The organism is Mycobacterium sp. NGS34 (assembly GCF_059812845.1).
Genome location: NZ_JCALDM010000007.1, coordinates 343,527 through 363,090, shown reverse-complemented (window position 1 = coordinate 363,090; position 19,564 = coordinate 343,527). Strand labels below are relative to the sequence as shown.

The following is a 19,564-nucleotide window of genomic DNA, read 5'->3' as shown; positions in this document are numbered from 1 at the left end:
GTCCCCGGGGACTCCCGGGACGAATAGACTCGTTCCCGTGGTGCTCTTCTTCGAGATCATGCTGGTCGTCGCGGTCGTGGTCATCTCATGGTTCGCGCTGTACACCCTCTACCGGCTCATCACTGACGAGTCGTGACGTCCGAGGATCCTGACGGCCCAGTCGTTTCCGGCGGCTCGGGCGACCGCGCGGTCGCTGCCGCCGCCGAGCGCGCCAAGGTGACCGCGGCCCGCAACATCCCCGGCTTTGACGATCTGCCGGTGCCCGCCGACACCGCGAATCTGCGCGAAGGGGCGAACCTCAACGACGCGCTGCTGGCGCTGCTGCCGCTGGTCGGGGTGTGGCGCGGCGAGGGCGAGGGCCGCGGACCCGACGGCGATTACCGGTTCGGCCAGCAGATCGTGGTCTCCCACGACGGCGGCGACTATCTGAATTGGGAAGCGCGGTCCTGGCGGCTCGACGACAAGGGCGGGTACTCCGAACCCGGCCTGCGCGAGACGGGCTTCTGGCGCTTCGTCAGCGATCCCGACGACGACCCCACCGAGTCGCAGGCGATCGAGTTGCTGTTGGCCCATTCGGCCGGGTACATCGAGTTGTTCTACGGGCGGCCCCGCACGCAGTCGTCGTGGGAGCTGGTGACCGACGCGCTGGCCCGCAGCCGGTCGGGCCTGCTGGTCGGCGGGGCGAAGCGGCTCTACGGCATCGTCGAAGGCGGCGACCTGGCCTACGTCGAGGAGCGGGTGGACGCCGACGGCGGCCTGGTTCCCCATCTTTCGGCGCGGCTGTCGCGGTTCGCCGGGTAGTTCCATGCCGGGGTCCGGACATGGAGCGGCCCCCGAGCAAAGCTCCTGGTTGGACTGACCGGAAGCTCGGGGGCCGGGTGGCTACGGGGAATTCGCCAGCGCGCGTTGATCGCCGACTCTTCCGAGCCAATGCAGCTAGCGCGTAGCCACCTCACATGTCCATGAAGCTATCAATTTCGCGGACCACCTCCTTCCCTGTGTACGGCCGACCGTACCGGGTATTTCACCAGCCGACAACCGAATTCAGCGCTCAGCGATCACTGACGATGGCCGCGTCGACCAGTTCGGCGAATTCGGTGGCGATCGGGGATCGGAGCAGCCGGCGTCCGTCGAGCGTGTGCACCCGAGCCGCCAGGGTCATGCTCGATATCAGCCAGATCCCTTGGGCCGCAAGCAGGTCCGCGGCCCGCAGCGCGCGGTAGTCGCAGTCGTAGCCCTTGGCCCGGGCCACCTCGAAGAGCGCCTGTTGCGTGGTGCCCCGCAGGATGGGATACCAGGGCGGCGGTGTCAGCAGGCACGGATTCCCGTCTGCGCCCGGTTCGGCGGCGATCACCACCGTCGAGCGTGGGCCTTCCAGGATGTAGCCGTCGGAGCTGACGAAGATGACGTCGCCGGCGCCCTGCCGGGCGGCGTGCCGCAGCGCGGCCATGTTGACCGCGTACGAGAGCGTCTTGGCGCCGGCCAGCAGCCACGGCATCGCGTCGGCACCCCGGGCCGGCAGGCCGCGATCGAGCGTCATCGCGGAGAGCCCGTCGCGGCGAACCGCGGTCACCCGTTCCGGGACGGGGTTGACCATCACGTAGGCGGTCGGGGCGGAACCGCTCTCGCGGCCGCGGGTGTAGATCAAGCGCATGGCGCCTTCGTCGGAGGTGCCGGCGGCCCATCGCCGCGCGGCCCCCTCGATGGCATTCCGCCAGGCGGCGAGGTCCGGCTCGGGCAGGTCCATCATCTTGGCGGACTGCGTCAGGCGCTGCAGATGGGAGCCGACCAGGCAGGCACGGCCGTCGCGCACCAGCAGGGTCTCGAAGACGCCGTCGCCGCGAACGGCCGCCAGGTCGTCGGCGTGCAACAGCGGCGTCCCCGGCGGATGCGCCTCGCCGTCCAGCGTGACGATCACACCCGTCTGGTCGTCGGCCATGGAGGGTAAGCCTAGCCGCGAGCGTGCGGCCAGCCGCACGGTCGCACCCGAGCGTGCGGCTGGCCGCACACTCGGCCAGCGCCCCGTACGTAGAGTTGATTGCGTGAATCCCGTCCCCGCACCCGATCCCGGACCCGACGCCGGCGCGGTCTGGCATTACGGCGATCCGCTGGGCGAGCAGCGGGCCGCCGAGACCGATGCGGTGTTCGTCGACCGCTCGCACCGCGCCGTCCTCACCCTGACCGGTAAAGACCGGCAGACCTGGCTGCACAGCATCTCCACCCAGCACGTCGCCGAACTGCCCGACGGCGCGAGCACGCAAAACCTCAGCCTCGACGGTCAGGGCCGCGTCGAGGACCACTGGATTCAGACGGAGCTGGGTGGCACGACCTACCTGGACACCGAGCCGTGGCGGGGTGAGCCGCTGCTGCAATACCTGCGCAAGATGGTGTTCTGGTCCGAGGTCACCCCGAGCGGCGCGGACCTGGCCGTGTTGTCGCTGCGGGGCCCGCGGCTGGCCGACGGGGCGGTGCTCGACGCGCTGGGCACCGACGCTCTGCCGGGCGAGCTGACCGCGGTTCCGGTCGCCGGCGGCGGGTTTGCGCGTCGGATGCCCAGCGCCCCCGCCGGCCCGGTCGAACTGGACCTGCTGGTTCCGCGCGCCGACGCCGCCGACTGGCGGGACCGCCTGGCGCGGGCCGGCGTGCGCCCGGCCGGGGTATGGGCGTACGAGGCGCACCGGGTGGCGGCGCTGCGCCCGCGACTCGGCGTCGACACCGACGAACGCACGATCCCCCACGAGGTGGGGTGGATCGGTGCAGCCGTGCACCTGGACAAGGGCTGCTATCGCGGGCAGGAGACCGTCGCGCGGGTGCACAACCTAGGCAAACCGCCGCGGATGCTGGTGTTGTTGCACCTGGACGGATCGGTGGACCGGCCCGCCACGGGAGACGCGGTGCTCGCCGGTGGTCGCGCGGTCGGACGCCTCGGAACCGTGGTCGAGCACGTGGATCTGGGGCCGGTGGCGCTGGCGCTCGTCAAGCGCGGCGTGCCCGCGGACACCGAGCTGGCGACCGGCCCGCAGGGCGACGTCGCCGCGGCGATCGACGCCGATTCACTGCCCGCCACCGAACACGTCGGCGCGGGACGGCGAGCCGTTGAGCGGTTGCGGGGCGGTGCGGGATAATCGTCGATGAGGTCCGCCACAGCGGACAGGGGTCACCGACACCGGACCGTGAGGCACGGTAAACTGTCGGCAGGACAATAACGACACCAAGTAGATCGGAGCCGCCTACTTGTTAGGCCGCTCCGTTATTGCGCGAGGGGGTTCCCCCATGGGCCGCGGCCGGGCTAAGGCAAAGCAGACCAAGGTTGCACGAGAACTCAAATACAGTTCCCCGCAGACCGATTTCCAGCGGCTTCAGCAGGAGCTGTCGGGCACGTCCGCCGACGAACCCAGCGACGACGGCCAAGACGAATCTTGGGCCGACGCCGACGACTGGCGTCGCTGAACCTCTCCCCGCCACTGTGCCGATGCGCTGAGCATCGGCACAGTTTGTGTCAGAACCTCGGGTGCTGACCGACCAGCTTGGCCCGCGGCCCGTCTTTCCCGCCTTTGCCGACGGTGCCCAGCACCCAGCAGTTGAGGTGCCGCGCGGTCAACATGGCCAGCGCGCGGTCCTCGTCTTCGGGGGCGACGACGGCGATCATGCCGACGCCCATGTTGAAGGTTTTCTCCATCTCCTCGCGCGCGACGCGGCCACGCTGGGCGATCATGGCGAACACCGGTGCGGGCGTCCAGGTGCCGCGGTCGACCTCCGCGACCAGGCCCGGCGGGATGACGCGTTGCAGGTTGCCGGCCAGCCCGCCGCCGGTCACGTGGCAGAACGTCCGGACATGGGTTTCGGCCATCAGCGCCAGGCAGTCTTTGGCGTAGATGCGGGTCGGTTCCAGCAGTTCTTCGCCCAGGGTGCGGCCGAACTCCTCGACGTAACCGGCCAGGTTCATCCGGTCGATCTCGAGCAGGACGCTGCGGGCCAGCGAATACCCGTTGGAATGCAGCCCGGACGAGCCCATCGCGATGATCACGTCGCCGGGCTTGACGCGGTCGGAGCCCAGCACGTCGTCGGCCTCGACGACACCGACGCCGGTGGCCGAGATGTCGTAGTGGTCGGGTTCCATCAGGCCGGGGTGCTCGGCGGTTTCACCGCCCAGCAACGCACACCCCGCGCGCACACAGCCCTCGGCGATGCCGCTGACGATCGCGCTCAGCCGTTCCGGGACCGTCCGGCCGACCGCGATGTAATCCTGCAGGAACAGCGGCTCGGCGCCGCACACCACGAGATCGTCGACCACCATGGCGACCAGGTCGAGGCCGACGGTGTCGTGCTTGTCCATCGCCTGGGCGACCGCCAGCTTGGTGCCGACGCCGTCGGTGGAGGCCGCCAGGACCGGCTCGCGGTAGCCGCCGCGCAGCGCGAACAGCCCGGCGAAGCCGCCCAGCCCGCCGCGCACCTCGGGTCGGGTGGCCTTGGTGGCCAGCGGCTTGAACAGAGCGACGGCGCGCTCACCGGCTTCGATGTCCACCCCAGCGGACGCGTAGGTGATGCCCTGACCGCCCGGGTCTCGTCCGGGGCTTTTTCCAGGATCCGTCATCGCGATAAAGGCTACCGGGCGGCGCTTCGCGCCGGTATCACGCGTCGTTGGGGCACCGGGAGCGGCTTCGGTCAGCGGACGATCGGCACTTCATCGGGTGCCAGATCGTCGAGGCCGGATCCGCGCGCGGCGTTGGCGAGCATGTGCTCGATGACGTTCTTGCCCAGCGCGGATTCCTCGGGCAGTTCGATCGGGTATTTCCCGTCGAAGCAGGCGGTGCACAGCCGCGACGCCGGCTGCTCGGAGGCCGCCACCAGGCCCCGCAGCGAGATGTAGCCCAGCGTGTCGGCGCCGATGGCCTGGCGGACCGCCTCGAGCGACTCCTCTTTGTCCGCGACGGCGTTGGCGATCAACTCGGCGGGCGACGGGAAGTCGATGCCGTAGAAGCACGGCCACTTCACCGGCGGTGACGCGATGCGCACATGCACCTCGAGGGCGCCGGCCTCGCGCAGCATGCGCAACAGCGCCCGCTGGGTGTTCCCGCGCACGATCGAATCGTCGACGACGATGAGCCGCTTGCCGCGGATCACCTCTTTGAGGGGGTTGAGCTTCAGCCGGATGCCGAGCTGGCGGATGGTCTGCGACGGCTGGATGAACGTGCGCCCGACGTAGGCGTTCTTCATCAGGCCCTGCCCGTACGGGATGCCGGACTCCTGGGCGTAGCCGACGGCAGCCGGTGTGCCCGACTCCGGCACGCCGATCACCAGGTCGGCCTCCACCGGGCATTCCCGCGCCAGCCGGCGACCGATGTCGACCCGGGTGGCGTGGACCGACCGGCCGGCGATCGTGCTGTCGGGCCGCGCGAGGTAGACGTATTCGAAGACGCAGCCCTTGGGCTCCGGATTGGCGAACCTGGTGGAGCGCACGCCGTCGGCGTCGATGGCCAGCAGCTCGCCGGGCTCGATGTCGCGGACGAACGAGGCGCCGACGATGTCCAGCGCGGCGGTCTCGGACGCCACCACCCAGCCGCGGTCGAGCCGTCCGAGCGAAAGCGGCCGCACCCCATAGGGATCGCGGCACGCATACAACGTGTTTTCGTCCATGAAGGTCAGGCAGAACGCCCCGCGCACGGTCGGCAGCAGCTCCAGCGCCGCGCGTTCCAGGGTGGCGTCGGCCGCACCGTGGGCGAGCAGCGCGCCCAGGATGTCGGAGTCCGTCGTCGCCGGGGCGGGGCACCGGGTGCCCATCAGCCCCTCGTCACGGGCGCGCGCCGCGAGTTCCGCCGTGTTGACCAGATTTCCGTTGTGCCCCAACGCGACCCCGGTGCCGGCCGCGGTGTTGCGGAACACGGGCTGGGCGTTTTCCCACGTGGTGTCGCCCGTGGTGGAGTAGCGGCAGTGCCCGATGGCGACGTGACCTTGCATCGCGGCCAGCGTCTGCTCGTCGAACACCTGGCTGACCAGGCCGAGGTCCTTGAAGACCAGCACCTGGGATCCGTCGGCGACGGCGATGCCCGCGGCTTCCTGCCCGCGATGCTGCAGCGCGTACAGGCCGTAATAGGTGAGTTTGGCGACGTCCTCGCCCGGGGCCCAGACCCCGAACACGCCGCATTCTTCGCGGGGGGAGTTCAAGTCCTGCTCGGGTGCTTCTACTCCAGCGACGGTCACAGTTCGGCGGCTCCCTGGCGAACGATTGGTGACGTACGGGAGTCTACGGGCAGCACGGGCCCGGCGCCGAATCCGACGGGCGTGTTGAGCATCGAAAATCCCGATTCATAACTCTAAACCTGCAGTTCAGGGTTGTATTCAGCTGACACCGAACAGGGGCAACCAGTGGCCAATTTCACCCGCCCGGGAACCGGACAGCCGCAGCGCGCCGGCCGCTTTTGCGTCCTCGAGCGGCGAAAGCCCGGTGGCCAGCCGCAGCCAGGTCCGCGGATCGGTCTCCACCACGTTCGGGGGCGTGCCCCGGGTGTGCCGGGGCCCGGAGATGCACTGGACCGCGGCGAACGGCGGGATCCGGACCTCGACGCTGGCGCCCGGCGCCACCGCCGCCAGGGTGCGCGCGGTGAGCCGCACCGCGGCCGCCAGCGTGTTGCGGTCGGGCGCCGGCTGGGAATCGTCGCGCAGCCAGTCCAGGACGGCCAGCACCGCCTGCCGGGCCTGGGCCGCGTCGGCGCTTTGACGGGCGGGCATACCTCAGCGTTGCACGGCCACCGCGGCGATCGCACCGGCCTCGTTGATGGCCAGGTGCGTCAGCATCGGCGCGGCGAGGCTGCCGGAACGGTCGGCCAGCCACCCGAACAGCCAGCCCGCGACCCCGGTGACCAGCACGGTGCCCGCCACCGGCGCACCCGTCGCCCGCGCGTCCGGGATATGCGAGAGCCCAAAAGCGCTGGCCTGCAACAATCTTCCGCCGCGCCGACCGAAGGCGCGGGAGCCCACGGCGGTCAGCGCGGCGCGAAAGGCGGCCTCCTCGGCCCAGACGGTGCCGACGGGAATGTTCAGCAGCAGCCAAGCCGGCACGGAGACCGGCGGCTCGCGGGCCGCCATCGAGGCCCGCACCAAGGGCACCGCGGTCGTCGCGGCAATCGCGCCCCCCACGGCCGCCCCGGCCGCCGAGCCGAGCCGCATCCCCGCCCACAACCGCGGCGGGCCCAGGCCCAGCGGCGCGCGGGTCACCAGCACCAGCAGCGCACCCACACCCGCCTGCAGCGTCACCCGCCACAGCGGCGGCAGCCGCGGGCTGACGAAGCTCCAGCCGACCAGTGCCGCCGCCAGCGACAGCGCGCGCAGCCGGGCTACCCGAAGAATCGCGGCAGCACCGCCTCGGACGTCTCGCGCAGTTCCGCCAGCGAGACGGTGAACAGGCCCTGGACCTCGACGGCGTCGGAGGCCTGATCGACGACGCCGACGCGGGTCGCGGGCAGCCCGCGCGCCTCGCACATCGACCGGAATCGGCTCTCCTCGGTGCGGGGGACCGCCACCAACGCCCGGCCGGCCGACTCGGAGAACAACATCACGAACGGGTCGGCATCGTCGGGAAGCACAATGCGGCAACCGGTTTCACCCGCCAGCGCCGCTTCCACGATGGCCTGGGCGAGGCCGCCCTCGGACAGGTCGTGCGCCGCGGACACCAGCCCGTCGCGCGACGCCGACGCCAGCACCTCGGCCAGGAGCTTTTCGTGGGCCAGGTCCACCCTGGGAGGCAACCCGCCCAGGTGGTCGGCGGTCACCTGCGCCCACACCGAACCGTCGAACTCGTCGCGGGTATCGCCCAGCAGCAGCAGGGTTTCCCCGGGTTCGGTGCCCAGTCCGGTGGGAATGCGCCGCGCCACGTCGTCGATCACGCCGAGCACGCCCACCACCGGCGTGGGCAGGATGGCCGCCGATCCGGTCTGATTGTAAAAGCTCACGTTGCCGCCCGTCACCGGAATCCCAAGGGCCGCACAGCCATCGGCCAGCCCGCGCACCGCCTGCGAGAACTGCCACATCACCCCGGGGTCTTCGGGGGAACCGAAGTTGAGGCAGTTCGTCACCGCGACCGGGGTCGCGCCGGTGACGGCGACGTTGCGGTACGCCTCGGCCAGCGCGAGTTGCGCACCGGCGTAGGGGTCCAGCAGCGTGTAACGGCCCGACGCGTCGGTCGACACCGCGATGCCGCGGCCGGTCGACTCGTCGACGCGCAGCACGCCGCCGTCGGCATGCTCGGCCAGCACGGTGTTGCCGCGCACATAGCGGTCGTACTGCTCGGTGATGAACGCGCGACTGCACAGGTGCGGGCTGCCCAGCAGCGCAAGCAAAGTCGCGCGCAGCTCGTCGCCGGTGGCCGGCCGAGGCAGGCCCGTCGAACGGTCCGCGTTCAGGGCGTCCTGCGATTCGGGACGCGCGAGGGGCCGCTGATACACCGGCCCCTCGTGGGCCACGGTGCGCGGCGGCACGTCGACGACCGTCTCCCCGCGCCAGGTGATCCGCAACCGGTCGCCGTCGGTGACCTCGCCGATCACGATGGCCAGCACCTCCCACTTGCGGCACACCGCCATAAAGGCGTCCACGTTCTCCGGCGCCACTACGGCGCACATGCGCTCCTGGGACTCGCTGCAGAGCACTTCGGCCGGCGTCATCTCCTTTGCCCGCAGCGGTACGGAATCGAGTTGGACCGCCATCCCGCCGTCCCCGGCCGACGCCAATTCGGAAGTGGCGCAGGCTAATCCGGCTCCCCCGAGGTCCTGGATGCCGATCACCAGGCCGCCGGCGTACAGCTCCAGGCAGCACTCGATGAGCACCTTCTCCATGAACGGGTCGCCGACCTGAACCGAGGGCAGCTTCTTGCGCGAGTTCTCCGCGTCGAACGTGTCCGACGCCAGCACCGACACCCCGCCGATGCCGTCCAGCCCCGTGCGCGCGCCGAACAGGATGATCTTGTTGCCCGCACCCGACGCGAACGCCAAATGCAGGTCCTCCTGGCGCAGTACGCCGACGCACATCGCGTTGACCAACGGGTTGCCGGCGTAGCACGCGTCGAACACGGTCTCGCCACCGATGTTGGGCAGCCCCAGCGAGTTGCCGTAGCCGCCGATGCCGCGGACCACACCATCGACGACACGGCGGGTGTCCGGCGCGTCGGCGGCGCCGAACCGAAGCTGATCCATCACGGCAACAGGCCGCGCGCCCATGGCCATGATGTCGCGAACGATGCCGCCCACCCCGGTGGCCGCGCCCTGGTAGGGCTCGACGTAGGACGGGTGATTGTGCGATTCCACCTTGAAGGTGACGGCCCAGCCGTCGCCGATGTCGACGACCCCGGCGTTCTCGCCGATGCCGGCCAGCATGCCAGCGCGCATCTCGTCGGTGGTGGTCTCACCGAAGTAGCGCAGGTGCACCTTCGACGATTTGTACGAGCAGTGCTCGCTCCACATCACCGAGTACATCGCCAGCTCGGTGTCGGTGGGACGGCGGCCCAGGATCTCGCGGATCCGCTGGTACTCGTCGTCCTTGAGGCCGAGTTCGTGAAACGGTTGCGGCTGGTCGGGGGTGGTCGCGGCGTGTTCGACGGTGTCGATGACCTGGGTGCGCGCGGTTGTCACGGGAACAGTCTAGAGAGCTAGTCGCCGCGGAGCAGGCGGGCGCTTTCGGGGTCGGCGGGATAGAACAGCTCGACGGCGAGCTCGGCGAGGGTGACGTCGAGCGGGGTCCCGAACGTCGTCAGCGTCGTGAACATCGACACCCGTTGCCCGCCACCGGCATCGAGTTCGAACGGAACCAGCAGCGCGGCGTTGTCCGGCGGCGAGCTCCACGCCCGGGCGGCGGCCGCGACTCCCGGGTATTCGCGCACCTCCTCGTGGAGCGCCCGCAACACCGGGTCGCCGGTGAGCGCGATGGTGCGCCGCAGCTGGTGCAGCAGGTAGCCCGCCCAGTCGGGGAAATTGAGTGTCCGGGCGGCCAGCCCGTCGGGGTGCAGCGACAACCGGTAGACGTTGGGCGGCGGCCCGAGCAGGTCGTCGGGCAGGCCCGCGGTCAGGGCGGACGCCGCGGCGTTGGCCCCGACGATGTTCCAGCAGCGGTCGATGACGATGCCGGGGTAGGGGTCGTGGGCGTCCAGGAGACGCTGCACCGCGTCGCGCGCCGGGGACAGCGCGCCGTCCTCGAGCCGGCGCGACTGGTAGCGCGGGGCGAACCCGGCGGCCAGCAGCAGCGCGTTGCGTTCGCGCAGCGGAACGTCGAGGCCCTCGGCGAGGGCGAGCACCATCTCGGGGCTGGGCCGGGAGCGCCCGGTCTCGATGAAGCTCAGGTGGCGCGCCGACACCCCCACGCTCAGCGACAGGTCGAGCTGGCTGACCCGTCGACGCGTGCGCCATTCGCGCAGCAGGACACCGACCGTCGCGTTGCTCACGAAGCCACGGTAACCACGCACACGTACCCGTCGCGATGACCTCGGAGGTAATTGTGCCGCCGCACCGCACCCGCCCAGTCTTGGGACGACGCGCTCGATCGGAGCGCCTGAGTCAAGGAGGAACGATGACCGACGTCCAATCCGCCCCGAAGTTCAGCGCCGAGGTGTTCGCCGCGTATTGGGCCGCGCCCACCATGTCGCGCGGTTTCGACATCCTGGCCGACGACATCGTCGGCTACTGGCCGGGAGACCCCGAGCCGGTCCGGGGCATCGAGCCCTACACGGCGAAGATCGCCGAATTACTGCACGCCGCACCGGATTTGAAGCTCGAGGTCATCGACAGCGCCACCGTTCCCGGTGCGGCCGACGGCGAGGAGTTGGTGTTCTTGCACTACGTGGGTCGTGGCACCGGGCCGGACGGGCCGTTCCAGATCCGGGGGATCGACCGGGTGCGCACCCGTGACGGGATCGTGGTGGAGAACGTCATCCGCTACGAACCGGTTTTCGTGGGCTGAGCGCCGGGCTCGAGCTACTGCTTGACGACACAGAAGACGTTGCCCTCGGGGTCGGTCAGCACCACCCAGCGGAAGGTGTCGCCGAACTGGTGCCGGCCGACCTCGGTCGCCCCGGCGGCCGTCAGTCGCGCCACCTCGCCGTCGACGTCGGCCGCACCCAGGTCGAGGTGCACCCGGTTCTTCCCCGGGGTCGGATCGGGCACCTTCTGGAACCCGAGCCGCAACCCTTCGGGGAAGGTCACCGCGGTGAACTCGTCGGCGAGGATGACGTGTGTCTTGCCGCCGAACTGCTCGGCCCACCAGCCGGCCAGCCCGTCCGGATCGCCGCAGTCGAACGTCACCATTTCCACGTTTAGCGTCATGGCCGGATCGTAGGTCAGCGGGGCGACAGAAACGCTTGCAGCGCGGCGGAATAGGCCGCCACGTCGTGCGCGCCCATCAACTCGCGCGCGGAATGCATCGCCAGCTGCGGGGCGCCGACGTCGACGGTCGGGATGCCGGTCCGTGCGGAGGCCAGCGGCCCGATCGTCGAACCGCACGGCAGGTCGGCGCGGTGCTCGTAACGCTGCAACCCGACCCCGACCTGCCGGCAGGCCAGCTCGAAGGCCGCCGCGGTGCGGCCGTCGGTGGCGTACCGCAGATTCGGGTGCACCTTGAGCACCGGCCCGGCGTTGACCTCGATCAGGTGGCCGGGCTCGTGCCGCTCGGGGTAGTTCGGGTGGGTGGCGTGGGCCATGTCGGCCGAGGCCAGCAGCGATGCGGGCAGCCGGCGCAGGAAGTCCTCCCGGTTGCCGCCGGCGGCGAGCACGATCCGCTCGAGGACGGTGCTCAGCAGGTTGGACTGTGCGCCCCGGTCGGAGGTCGATCCGACCTCCTCGTGGTCGAAGAGGACCAGCACCGGCAGGAAGTCCCCCGGTTCGGCGGCCACTAACGCCTCCATGCCCGCGTAGCAGCTGGCCTGGTTATCCAGCCGGGGCGCGCTCAGCAGGCCGGCGTCGGCGCCGATCACCGCCGACGGCGTGAGGTCGTGTGTCATCAGGTCGGCGGACAGCACATCGGCGGCCGCGACCCCGGCGCGCTCGGCGACATAGTCGATGAACGAATCCCGTTGTTCCCCAACGCCCCAGACCGCGTTGACGTGTCGCTGCGGGTCCAGGGTCAGCGACTTGCGGTCCTCGGCCAGGTGGATCGCCAGCTGCGGCACCCGCAGGATTGGATCGTCGATGCGGACGAGCCGCTCGCCGACCCCGCCGCCCTGGCTGATCGACAGCCGACCGCTGATGCCGAGGTCGCGGTCCAGCCAGGAGTTCAGCCATGCGCCCCCGTACGGCTCGAGCGCCACCACCCGCCAGCCGGCGACCGACCGGTCCGGGTGCTGTTTGACCCGCAGGTTGGGGCTGTCGGTGTGCGCGCCGACGATCCGGAACGGCCCGTCGGGACCGTCCGAATTCCAGGCGACCAGCGATCCGGCCCGCACCACGAAATAGCGCCCCGGTCGGTCCGGCCAACGGTCGGTTTCGGCGACTTCGGCATAGCCCGCGTCGGACAGCCGGGCTGCCACCGTCGCGCAGGCGTGAAACGGCGACGGTGATGCGTCGATGAATTCGCAGAGGCCTGCGGCGCTGGCCGGCATGGTGACCATCATGGCTGTCGGCCTCGCCGTCGCCACGATAGGGTCGGCAGAGTGCCTCCGGTCCAACCCCAACCCATCCTGCAGCCGCTGACACCGGCTGCGATCTTCGTCGTGGTCACCATCGACGACGGTGGGGAGGCGGCGGTGCACGACGCGCTGTCGGGAATCTCCGGGCTGGTGCGCGCGATCGGATTCCGCGAGCCGCCGAAACGATTGTCGGCGATCGCCTCGATCGGCTCGGACGCATGGGACCGCCTGTTTTCCGGGCCGCGTCCCGCCGAACTGCATCCGTTCGTCGCGCTGAAGGGCCCGCGGCACACCGCCCCGGCCACACCCGGGGACCTGTTGTTCCACATCCGGGCCGAGAGCCTGGACGTCTGTTTCGAATTGGCCGACCGCATCCTGCGCTCGATGGCCGGCGCGGTCACCGTGGTCGACGAGGTGCACGGGTTCCGCTACTTCGACAACCGCGACCTACTCGGCTTCGTGGACGGCACGGAAAACCCCGACGGCCCAATCGCGGTCAGCTCCACCGCCATCGGCGACGAGGATCCCGACTTTGCCGGCTCGTGCTACGTGCACGTGCAGAAGTACGTGCACGACATGTCGTCGTGGAATTCGCTGTCGGTCACCGAGCAGGAACTGGTGATCGGCCGAACCAAGCTGGAGGACATCGAACTCGACGACTCCGACAAGCCCGACAACGCCCACATTTCCCTCAACGTCATCACGGACGACGACGGTACCGAGTTGAAGATCGTGCGGCACAACATGCCTTTCGGCGAGTTGGGCAGGGCCGAGTACGGCACGTACTTCATCGGGTATTCGCGGACGCCGACCGTCACCGAACAGATGCTGGAGAACATGTTCCTCGGCGACCCGCCCGGCAACACCGACCGCATCCTGGACTTCTCCACCGCGGTCACGGGCGGACTGTTCTTCTCCCCCACCGTCGACTTCCTCGACGACCCACCGCCTTTGCCGGCCCCGCTGATGACAGCGCGACCGGCCGCACCGGCATCTGATGACGGCTCACTCGCGATTGGCAGCCTGAAAGGAACCACTCGATGAACAACCTCTACCGCGACCTGGCACCCGTCACCGAAGTCGCCTGGGCGGAGATTGAATTGGAGGCCACCCGCACTTTCAAGCGCCATATCGCGGGCCGGCGCGTCGTCGACGTGAGCGAGCCCGGTGGACCGGTCACCGCGGCGATCAGCACCGGGCGGCTCCTGGACGTCGACGCGCCCACCGACGGCGTGGAGGCGCACCTGCGGGTCAGCAAACCGCTTGTCCGCCTGCGTGTTCCGTTCACCCTGTCACGCTACGAGATCGACAACGTCGAGCGCGGCGCGAACGACTCCGACTGGGACCCGGTCAAAGAGGCGGCCAAGAAGCTCGCGTTCGTCGAGGACCGTGCCATCTTCGAGGGCTACGCCGCCGGGTCCATCGAGGGCATCCGCAGTTGCAGCTCCAACCCGCCGCTGAAGCTGCCCGAGGATCCCCGCGACATGCCCGACGCGATTTCGCAGGCGTTGACCGGGCTTCGGCTGGCCGGCGTCGACGGCCCGTATTCAGTGCTGCTGGCCGCCGAGGTCTACACCAAGGTCAGTGAGACGACCGAGCACGGCTATCCCATCCGCGAGCACCTGAATCGCTTGGTCGACGGTGACATCATCTGGGCGCCCGCCATCGACGGCGCCTTCGTGCTGACCACCCGCGGCGGCGACTTCGATCTGCAGCTGGGCACCGACGTCGCGATCGGGTACCTCAGCCACGACGCCGACACCGTGCGGCTGTATCTGCAGGAGACCCTGACGTTCCTGTGCTACACCGCCGAAGCGTCGGTCTGCCTGGCCCCGTAGCGCTCAAAGATTCTGCGCGCCCGCCAAACTCAGACCAGCGGTTCACCGCCGTCCACCTTCAATGTCATACCGGTCATGAAGGTGTTGGTCATCGCGAACAGCGCGGCGCTTGCGACGTCTTCGGTGGTTCCGATGCGCCGCGTCGGGTTGCCGTCGGCGATGTGCTGGAAATACTCGCGCTTGCCGTCGTCGCCGAGCGAATCCCAGGCCCCGGTGTCGATGACTCCGGGCGAGATCGCGTTGACGCGCGTGGGGGCGAGTTCGACGGCAAGCCAGCGGGTGAGGAAGTCGACGGCGCCGTTGGTGATGCCGACCCCGAGATAGCCGACGTTGTGCTTGAACGCATGCACACCCGAGAACAGCACGAATGATCCGCCCGGTTTGATCTGCGGCGCAAAGTGTTTGGCCAGCATGGTGGGTCCGATGACCTTGGTGTCGAAAGAGAGCCGCAGCTTGTGCCGGTCCAGGTCGCGCAGCTTCCCACGGGCACGAGCCGAGGCGGTCGATACCACGTGGTCGACCTCGCCCAGCCTCCCGGCCAGCTCGGCGATCGACTCGTCGTCGGTGATGTCGACGGCCTCGGCGCTGATGTCACCGTCGCTGTAGGCGGCGGCCAGTTTGGCCCGATCCCGTCCGGCGACGACGACCCGCGCGCCTTCCGCCTGCGCGAGCATGGCGATGGCACGGGCGATCCCGCTCCCGCGCCCGACCACTACGACCGTTTTGTCCCGCAACGTGTCACCCACCGTGCGCGCGCTCCTCTTATAAAAATGGGATAGTCAGCCCAGAATATGCCGCTTGCGGCTCCAATGCCAACCCGTCCAGCCACCCGAGGCTGTTGCGTGACGCCGATTTTGGTGCATAATGGGTCATGTAACCCAAAAAAGGGAGGAAGCCATGCCGGCTGTTCATCATCGATACGCCACCGTCGACGGTCATCGGCTGTTCTTCCGCGAGGCCGGCGATCCGGCAGCGCCGGCGCTGGTGCTGTTGCATGGCTTTCCCACCAGCTCGTACATGTTCCGCCACCTGATTCCTGCGCTCGCCGATCGCTACCACGTGATCGCGCCCGACCACCTGGGCTTCGGCCTCTCGGACGCGCCGCCCGTGGACGCGTTCGACTACACATTCGAGGGGCTCACCGACCTGACCGCGGGTCTCCTGCGCGCGCTCGGCCTCGACCGATACGCCATCTACGTACAGGACTACGGCGCGCCGATCGGCTGGCGCCTGGCGCTGCGCGATCCCTCCGCCATCACCGCGATCATCACGCAGAACGGCAATGGCTACGAGGCGGGATTCGTCGAGGGCTTCTGGAAAGTGTTGTGGGCCTACCAAAATGAGCCGACGACCGACACCGAGGGCGCGGTGCGGCAGTTCCTCACGCTGGACGCCACCCGGTGGCAGTACGTCACCGGCGTCCCCGACGAGACCCTGGTCGACCCGGACTCCTGGTACCACGACTACGCGCTGATATCTCGTCCGGGCAACGACGAAGTGCAGCTGAAGTTGCTGCGCGACTACGCCACCAACGCACCGCTATATCCGCGCCTGCACGAGTACCTCCGCGCGTCACAGGTGCCGTTGTTGGCGGTGTGGGGCCGGGGCGACGAAATCTTCGGCCCGGCGGGCGCGCAAGCATTCGCCGACGACCTGCCCGATGCCGAGATCCACCTGCTCGACGGCGGACACTTCCTGCTCGAGTCCGCACTCGACGAAGTCGCCGAGCTGATCCGCGACTTCCTCACCAGGGTCCCCGTGGCCGCCTGACCGGTCCGCGGTCGGCACGGCCCATCAATGGGATGAATATCCCATAGTTCGCGCCGCCCGCGGGCTAGCCTGACGCGATGGCCGATGTTCAAGAGGAACAACGGTTGACCGCCAAGGGGCGCGCCACCCGCGACCGAATCGTGGAGGCGGCCGCCCAGCTGATCGTCACCGAGGGCCTGTCGGCGGCGAACATGGAGAACGTGCGCAGGGCCGCCTCGGTCAGCGGCTCTCAGCTCGCGCACTACTTCGCGGATAAGAGCGCGCTGATCCGCGCGGTCATCAAGCGCCAGATCGGCGTGGTTCTGGGCTTTCACCGCCAGCCGCGGCTCCACGGCCTGCAGTCGTTCGACGACTACGAGCGGTGGATCGACCTCAACATGCGCTACCTCCGACACATCGGATACTTCGGCACCCCCACCTACCACGCCCTGGCCGCGCAGTTGGCGAAGTCCGACGAAGCGACCCGCGAAACGCTGGGGGCCGGATATTGGCAGTGGGTCGAGCTGCTCGAAGAGTCCGTCCGGTGCATGAAGGACTGCGGTGTTCTAGTCGCGGATGCCGACCCGAGACGCATAGCGATGGTCATCGTCAGCGCCCATCAGGGGGGCGGCACCCTGGCCTTCACCTATCGAGCGGATTGGCCGCACGCCGACGCCGTTCGTTTCGCGGTCAACTATCTACGCATGTTCGCCGCCGATGCCGCCGAACGGGCTCCGCGCCCCGCTCGCCGTGCGCGGGGTCGCGCGGTACGACGAAAGGCCAACGACGACAACGCATCACCGCTTACTCGCAAGGGGCTGGCGACACGGGAGCGGATTGTCGAAGTCGCCGCGCGGCTGATGTTCGAGCGTGGCGTCGCCAACACCAGCATCGAACAGGTGCGGCGCCGCGCCGGGGTGGGCGGCTCGCAGATCTCCCACTACTTCAGCGACAAACGCGATCTGACCCGACACGTCATCGCCGCGCGCCGCGACGACGTACGGGAATTTCACACCCGACCGGCGTTGGGCGCGCTGGACAGCCTCGCAGCCCTGCAATCGTGGGCCGACGCCGTCGCGGCCGACGTCGACACCGTCTACCGCGTCGGCGGTTGCGTCTACGGCTCATTGGCGGGCGAGTTGATCGACGCCGACGACGAGGTGCACGACGACCTCTCCGCCGGTTACGACCAGTGGATCGAGCTCTTTCAGGCCGGCCTCACGGCGATGCGGCGCCGCGGAGATCTGCGGCCCGACGCCGACCCGCGACACCTCGCCGCGTCGCTGGTCCTCGCACACCAGGGCGGCGCGACGGTGACCTATGCCACCGGTGATCCGGAACCGATGCGGGCCGCCGTCAGTGCCGCCGTCGACTACGTGCGTTTCTTCGCACCCGCATCCCGCAAGACCCGCGGCAAGCGTAAAGCCTGACTGAGTCGTCACCTGCGCGCCCTGGACAGATTGGGTCTGGTGGCCCATAATAATGGGTTAGATGGCCCATTCAACAACTGCGGGCGGGCGGGGAATCATCGCGTCGGTTCGACGCTGAATGTCCATATCCGAAGGCCACCAACGGATTTCAGAAAGAGGAAGCAATGTCGGTAATCTCTTCACCCCAGTTGCCCACCGCACCGGCGGTGGTGCGGGAGCAGCCCGGCGGGGACACCATGCGCGCGATCATCCTCAAGGGGTTCGGCGGACTCGACAACCTCGTCTATACCGACATCCCCAAGCCACTGCCCAAAGGCGGCGAGGTCGTCATCGAAGTCAAGGGATTCGGGATCAACCACGCCGAGATCCACATGCGCCGCGGGGAATGGGCGGAAGCCGCCGAAGTCAGCGGCATCGAATGCGTCGGCATCGTCGATGCGTGCCCCGGGGGCGAGTTCCCGGTCGGCGCCAAGGTGGCGGCCCTGATGGGCGGACTTGGACGAACGATCAACGGCAGCTATGCCGAGTACACCCGCGTGCGCGCGGCGAACGTCACCCTGATCGATTCGGACCTGCCGTGGTCGCAGCTCGCTGCGCTCCCGGAAACGTACGCAACCGCTTGGACGTGCCTTTTCCGAAACCTCCAACTGACGGCGGGACAGACGCTGGTGATCCGCGGCGCGACGTCGGCGTTGGGCCAGGCGGCGCTCAAAATGGCCGTGGCCACCGGGGCGAACGTCATCGCCACCGCGCGCGGCCGCGAGCGATTTCCCATGCTGGAGAGGTTGGGCGCCGCCCGCGTCGAGCTGGAGCGCCGCGACCTCGCCGCCCATATCGCCGAGGCGAAGCGCATCGACGCAGTGCTCGATTTCGTCGGTAACAGCACCATCCTCGACTCGCTCGACATGCTGCGTCGCGGCGGTTCCGCATGTCTGGCGGGGTGGCTCGGCGGACTCGCACCCATCGGCGATTTCAACCCGCTCGCGCGGATGGCCAGCGGCGTGAACTTCACCTTCTTCGCCAGCCCAGTCTTTGGCAATCCCGGCTTCCCGGTGTCTGACGTGCCGCTGAGTGACATCGCACGGCAGGTGGCGGAGGGCAAACTCGACGCGACGCCGGCGCGCGTTTTTTCGTTCGACCAGATTCACGAAGCCCACCGGGTGGCTGAGTCCGGAGAAGCTGGCGGCAAGGTGGTGGTAGTGATGGACTGAGGCCGGATGTTCACCCACCAACCGAACGTGAAAGTTAGCCATGCCCATTACCAGGCCGTCCGTGCTCGTCTTCGACGTGAATGAGACGCTCGTTGATATCGATTCTCTGGCACCGCTTTTCGTGGAAAAGTTCGGCGACGAACGGGTGCTGCGCGACTGGTTCGGTCAGCTCGTCATGTACTCGATGACCGTCACGCTGGCGGGCAATTACGTGGACTTCTCCACGCTCGCGCAGGGCGTCCTGCGCATGCTCGGTGACATCCACGGCGTAGCCGTCACGGAAGACGACCTGCAAAGCCTCAAGAACGGCCTGCTGACGATGCCGGCGCACCCGGACGCGGCCGAGGGGCTCGCCACCCTGCGCGACAACGGATTTCGCCTGGTAACCCTGACCAACTCGCCGCCCAACCCGAACGGGCCGACGGCGCTGCAGAATTCGGGGCTGGCCGGTTTTTTCGAACACCAGTTGAGCGTCGACGCCTGCCACGCTTTCAAGCCCGCTCCGGTGGTGTACCGCCATGCGTGCGACACACTCGGGGTGGCACCCGCGGAATGCATGATGGTGGCCGCCCACGTCTGGGACACGCTCGGCGCCCAACACGTCGGCTTCAGCTCCGCTCTCATCACCCGACCCGGCAATCCACCGCTGCCGGTCGACGGGCTGCCGCAACCGAACATCGTCGTGGATGACCTCCGCCAGCTGGCCGAGCGGCTCATCGAGGGGAGGCGCTGACG

20 protein-coding genes are annotated in these 19,564 nt (G+C 69.0%); 10 read left to right on the top strand and 10 right to left on the bottom strand.

Translation table 11 applies throughout. The features are described 5' to 3' along the window. The first annotated feature begins 132 nt into the window (after positions 1 to 132). On the top strand, positions 133 to 801 hold the full coding sequence (locus AC5Y7V_RS19950) for a heme-binding beta-barrel domain-containing protein (protein WP_499881750.1): 669 nt from the start codon (positions 133 to 135) through the stop codon (positions 799 to 801). 250 nt (positions 802 to 1,051) lie between these two features. Here AC5Y7V_RS19950 and AC5Y7V_RS19945 read toward each other — a convergent pair whose 3' ends face one another. Beyond that, on the bottom strand, positions 1,052 to 1,918 hold the full coding sequence (locus tag AC5Y7V_RS19945) for an aminodeoxychorismate lyase (protein ID WP_499881796.1): 867 nt from the start codon (positions 1,916 to 1,918) through the stop codon (positions 1,052 to 1,054). Positions 1,919 to 2,042: 124 nt separating this feature from the next. On the opposite strand from AC5Y7V_RS19945, the gene ygfZ reads away from it, so the two are divergent. Continuing rightward, entirely contained in the window at positions 2,043 to 3,125 is a 1,083-nt protein-coding gene (gene ygfZ / locus AC5Y7V_RS19940; RefSeq protein ID WP_499881749.1) for a CAF17-like 4Fe-4S cluster assembly/insertion protein YgfZ, read from the top strand. Between the two features lie 148 nt (positions 3,126 to 3,273). Further along, a complete protein-coding gene (locus AC5Y7V_RS19935; protein ID WP_499881748.1) occupies positions 3,274 to 3,450 on the top strand; it encodes a DUF3073 domain-containing protein in 177 nt (58 codons plus the stop codon). Between the two features lie 49 nt (positions 3,451 to 3,499). On the opposite strand, the gene purM is transcribed toward AC5Y7V_RS19935, so the two are convergent. From purM to AC5Y7V_RS19905, 6 genes are all read right to left on the bottom strand, one after another. Further along, entirely contained in the window at positions 3,500 to 4,594 is a 1,095-nt protein-coding gene (gene purM / locus AC5Y7V_RS19930; protein ID WP_499881747.1) for a phosphoribosylformylglycinamidine cyclo-ligase, read from the bottom strand. A 71-nt stretch (positions 4,595 to 4,665) separates the two neighbouring features. Beyond that, on the bottom strand, positions 4,666 to 6,201 hold the full coding sequence (gene purF, locus AC5Y7V_RS19925) for an amidophosphoribosyltransferase (protein WP_499881746.1): 1,536 nt from the start codon (positions 6,199 to 6,201) through the stop codon (positions 4,666 to 4,668). Positions 6,202 to 6,339: 138 nt separating this feature from the next. After that, positions 6,340 to 6,729, bottom strand: coding sequence for a sterol carrier family protein (locus AC5Y7V_RS19920; RefSeq protein WP_499881745.1), 390 nt, complete (start codon positions 6,727 to 6,729; stop codon positions 6,340 to 6,342). A gap of 3 nt (positions 6,730 to 6,732) precedes the next feature. Next, complete coding sequence (locus AC5Y7V_RS19915) at positions 6,733 to 7,347, bottom strand: Rv0804 family intramembrane glutamic endopeptidase (RefSeq protein WP_499881795.1); 615 nt, start codon at positions 7,345 to 7,347, stop codon at positions 6,733 to 6,735. Next, complete coding sequence (gene purL, locus AC5Y7V_RS19910; protein WP_499881744.1) at positions 7,335 to 9,620, bottom strand: phosphoribosylformylglycinamidine synthase subunit PurL; 2,286 nt, start codon at positions 9,618 to 9,620, stop codon at positions 7,335 to 7,337. The genes AC5Y7V_RS19915 and purL overlap by 13 nt, the downstream gene beginning before the upstream one ends. Before the next feature lie 17 nt (positions 9,621 to 9,637). Further along, complete coding sequence (locus tag AC5Y7V_RS19905; RefSeq protein WP_499881743.1) at positions 9,638 to 10,426, bottom strand: helix-turn-helix domain-containing protein; 789 nt, start codon at positions 10,424 to 10,426, stop codon at positions 9,638 to 9,640. Positions 10,427 to 10,551: 125 nt separating this feature from the next. On the opposite strand from AC5Y7V_RS19905, the gene AC5Y7V_RS19900 reads away from it, so the two are divergent. Further along, positions 10,552 to 10,941, top strand: coding sequence for a nuclear transport factor 2 family protein (locus tag AC5Y7V_RS19900; RefSeq protein ID WP_499881742.1), 390 nt, complete (start codon positions 10,552 to 10,554; stop codon positions 10,939 to 10,941). 14 nt (positions 10,942 to 10,955) lie between these two features. On the opposite strand, the gene AC5Y7V_RS19895 is transcribed toward AC5Y7V_RS19900, so the two are convergent. Both AC5Y7V_RS19895 and AC5Y7V_RS19890 read right to left on the bottom strand, forming a co-directional pair. After that, positions 10,956 to 11,303 (bottom strand): VOC family protein, encoded by a 348-nt coding sequence (locus AC5Y7V_RS19895; RefSeq protein ID WP_499881741.1) that lies wholly within the window; start codon positions 11,301 to 11,303, stop codon positions 10,956 to 10,958. A 14-nt stretch (positions 11,304 to 11,317) separates the two neighbouring features. Beyond that, complete coding sequence (locus tag AC5Y7V_RS19890) at positions 11,318 to 12,574, bottom strand: M18 family aminopeptidase (protein ID WP_499881740.1); 1,257 nt, start codon at positions 12,572 to 12,574, stop codon at positions 11,318 to 11,320. Positions 12,575 to 12,625: 51 nt separating this feature from the next. Between AC5Y7V_RS19890 and AC5Y7V_RS19885 the strand changes: the two genes are divergently transcribed. Beyond that, a complete protein-coding gene (locus AC5Y7V_RS19885) occupies positions 12,626 to 13,645 on the top strand; it encodes a Dyp-type peroxidase (protein WP_499881739.1) in 1,020 nt (339 codons plus the stop codon). Then, complete coding sequence (locus tag AC5Y7V_RS19880; protein ID WP_499881738.1) at positions 13,642 to 14,439, top strand: family 1 encapsulin nanocompartment shell protein; 798 nt, start codon at positions 13,642 to 13,644, stop codon at positions 14,437 to 14,439. The genes AC5Y7V_RS19885 and AC5Y7V_RS19880 overlap by 4 nt, the downstream gene beginning before the upstream one ends. 29 nt (positions 14,440 to 14,468) lie before the next feature. Here AC5Y7V_RS19880 and AC5Y7V_RS19875 read toward each other — a convergent pair whose 3' ends face one another. Next, entirely contained in the window at positions 14,469 to 15,185 is a 717-nt protein-coding gene (locus AC5Y7V_RS19875) for an SDR family oxidoreductase (protein WP_499881737.1), read from the bottom strand. 151 nt (positions 15,186 to 15,336) lie between these two features. Between AC5Y7V_RS19875 and AC5Y7V_RS19870 the strand changes: the two genes are divergently transcribed. The 4 genes from AC5Y7V_RS19870 (at position 15,337) to AC5Y7V_RS19855 (ending at position 19,562) form a co-directional block, all read left to right on the top strand. Then, on the top strand, positions 15,337 to 16,209 hold the full coding sequence (locus tag AC5Y7V_RS19870; RefSeq protein ID WP_499881736.1) for an alpha/beta fold hydrolase: 873 nt from the start codon (positions 15,337 to 15,339) through the stop codon (positions 16,207 to 16,209). A 77-nt stretch (positions 16,210 to 16,286) separates the two neighbouring features. Continuing rightward, on the top strand, positions 16,287 to 17,618 hold the full coding sequence (locus tag AC5Y7V_RS19865) for a TetR/AcrR family transcriptional regulator (RefSeq protein ID WP_499881735.1): 1,332 nt from the start codon (positions 16,287 to 16,289) through the stop codon (positions 17,616 to 17,618). Between the two features lie 164 nt (positions 17,619 to 17,782). After that, complete coding sequence (locus AC5Y7V_RS19860) at positions 17,783 to 18,829, top strand: zinc-binding dehydrogenase (RefSeq protein ID WP_499881734.1); 1,047 nt, start codon at positions 17,783 to 17,785, stop codon at positions 18,827 to 18,829. 46 nt (positions 18,830 to 18,875) lie between these two features. Continuing rightward, complete coding sequence (locus AC5Y7V_RS19855) at positions 18,876 to 19,562, top strand: haloacid dehalogenase type II (RefSeq protein WP_499881794.1); 687 nt, start codon at positions 18,876 to 18,878, stop codon at positions 19,560 to 19,562. Positions 19,563 to 19,564: the final 2 nt, after the last annotated feature.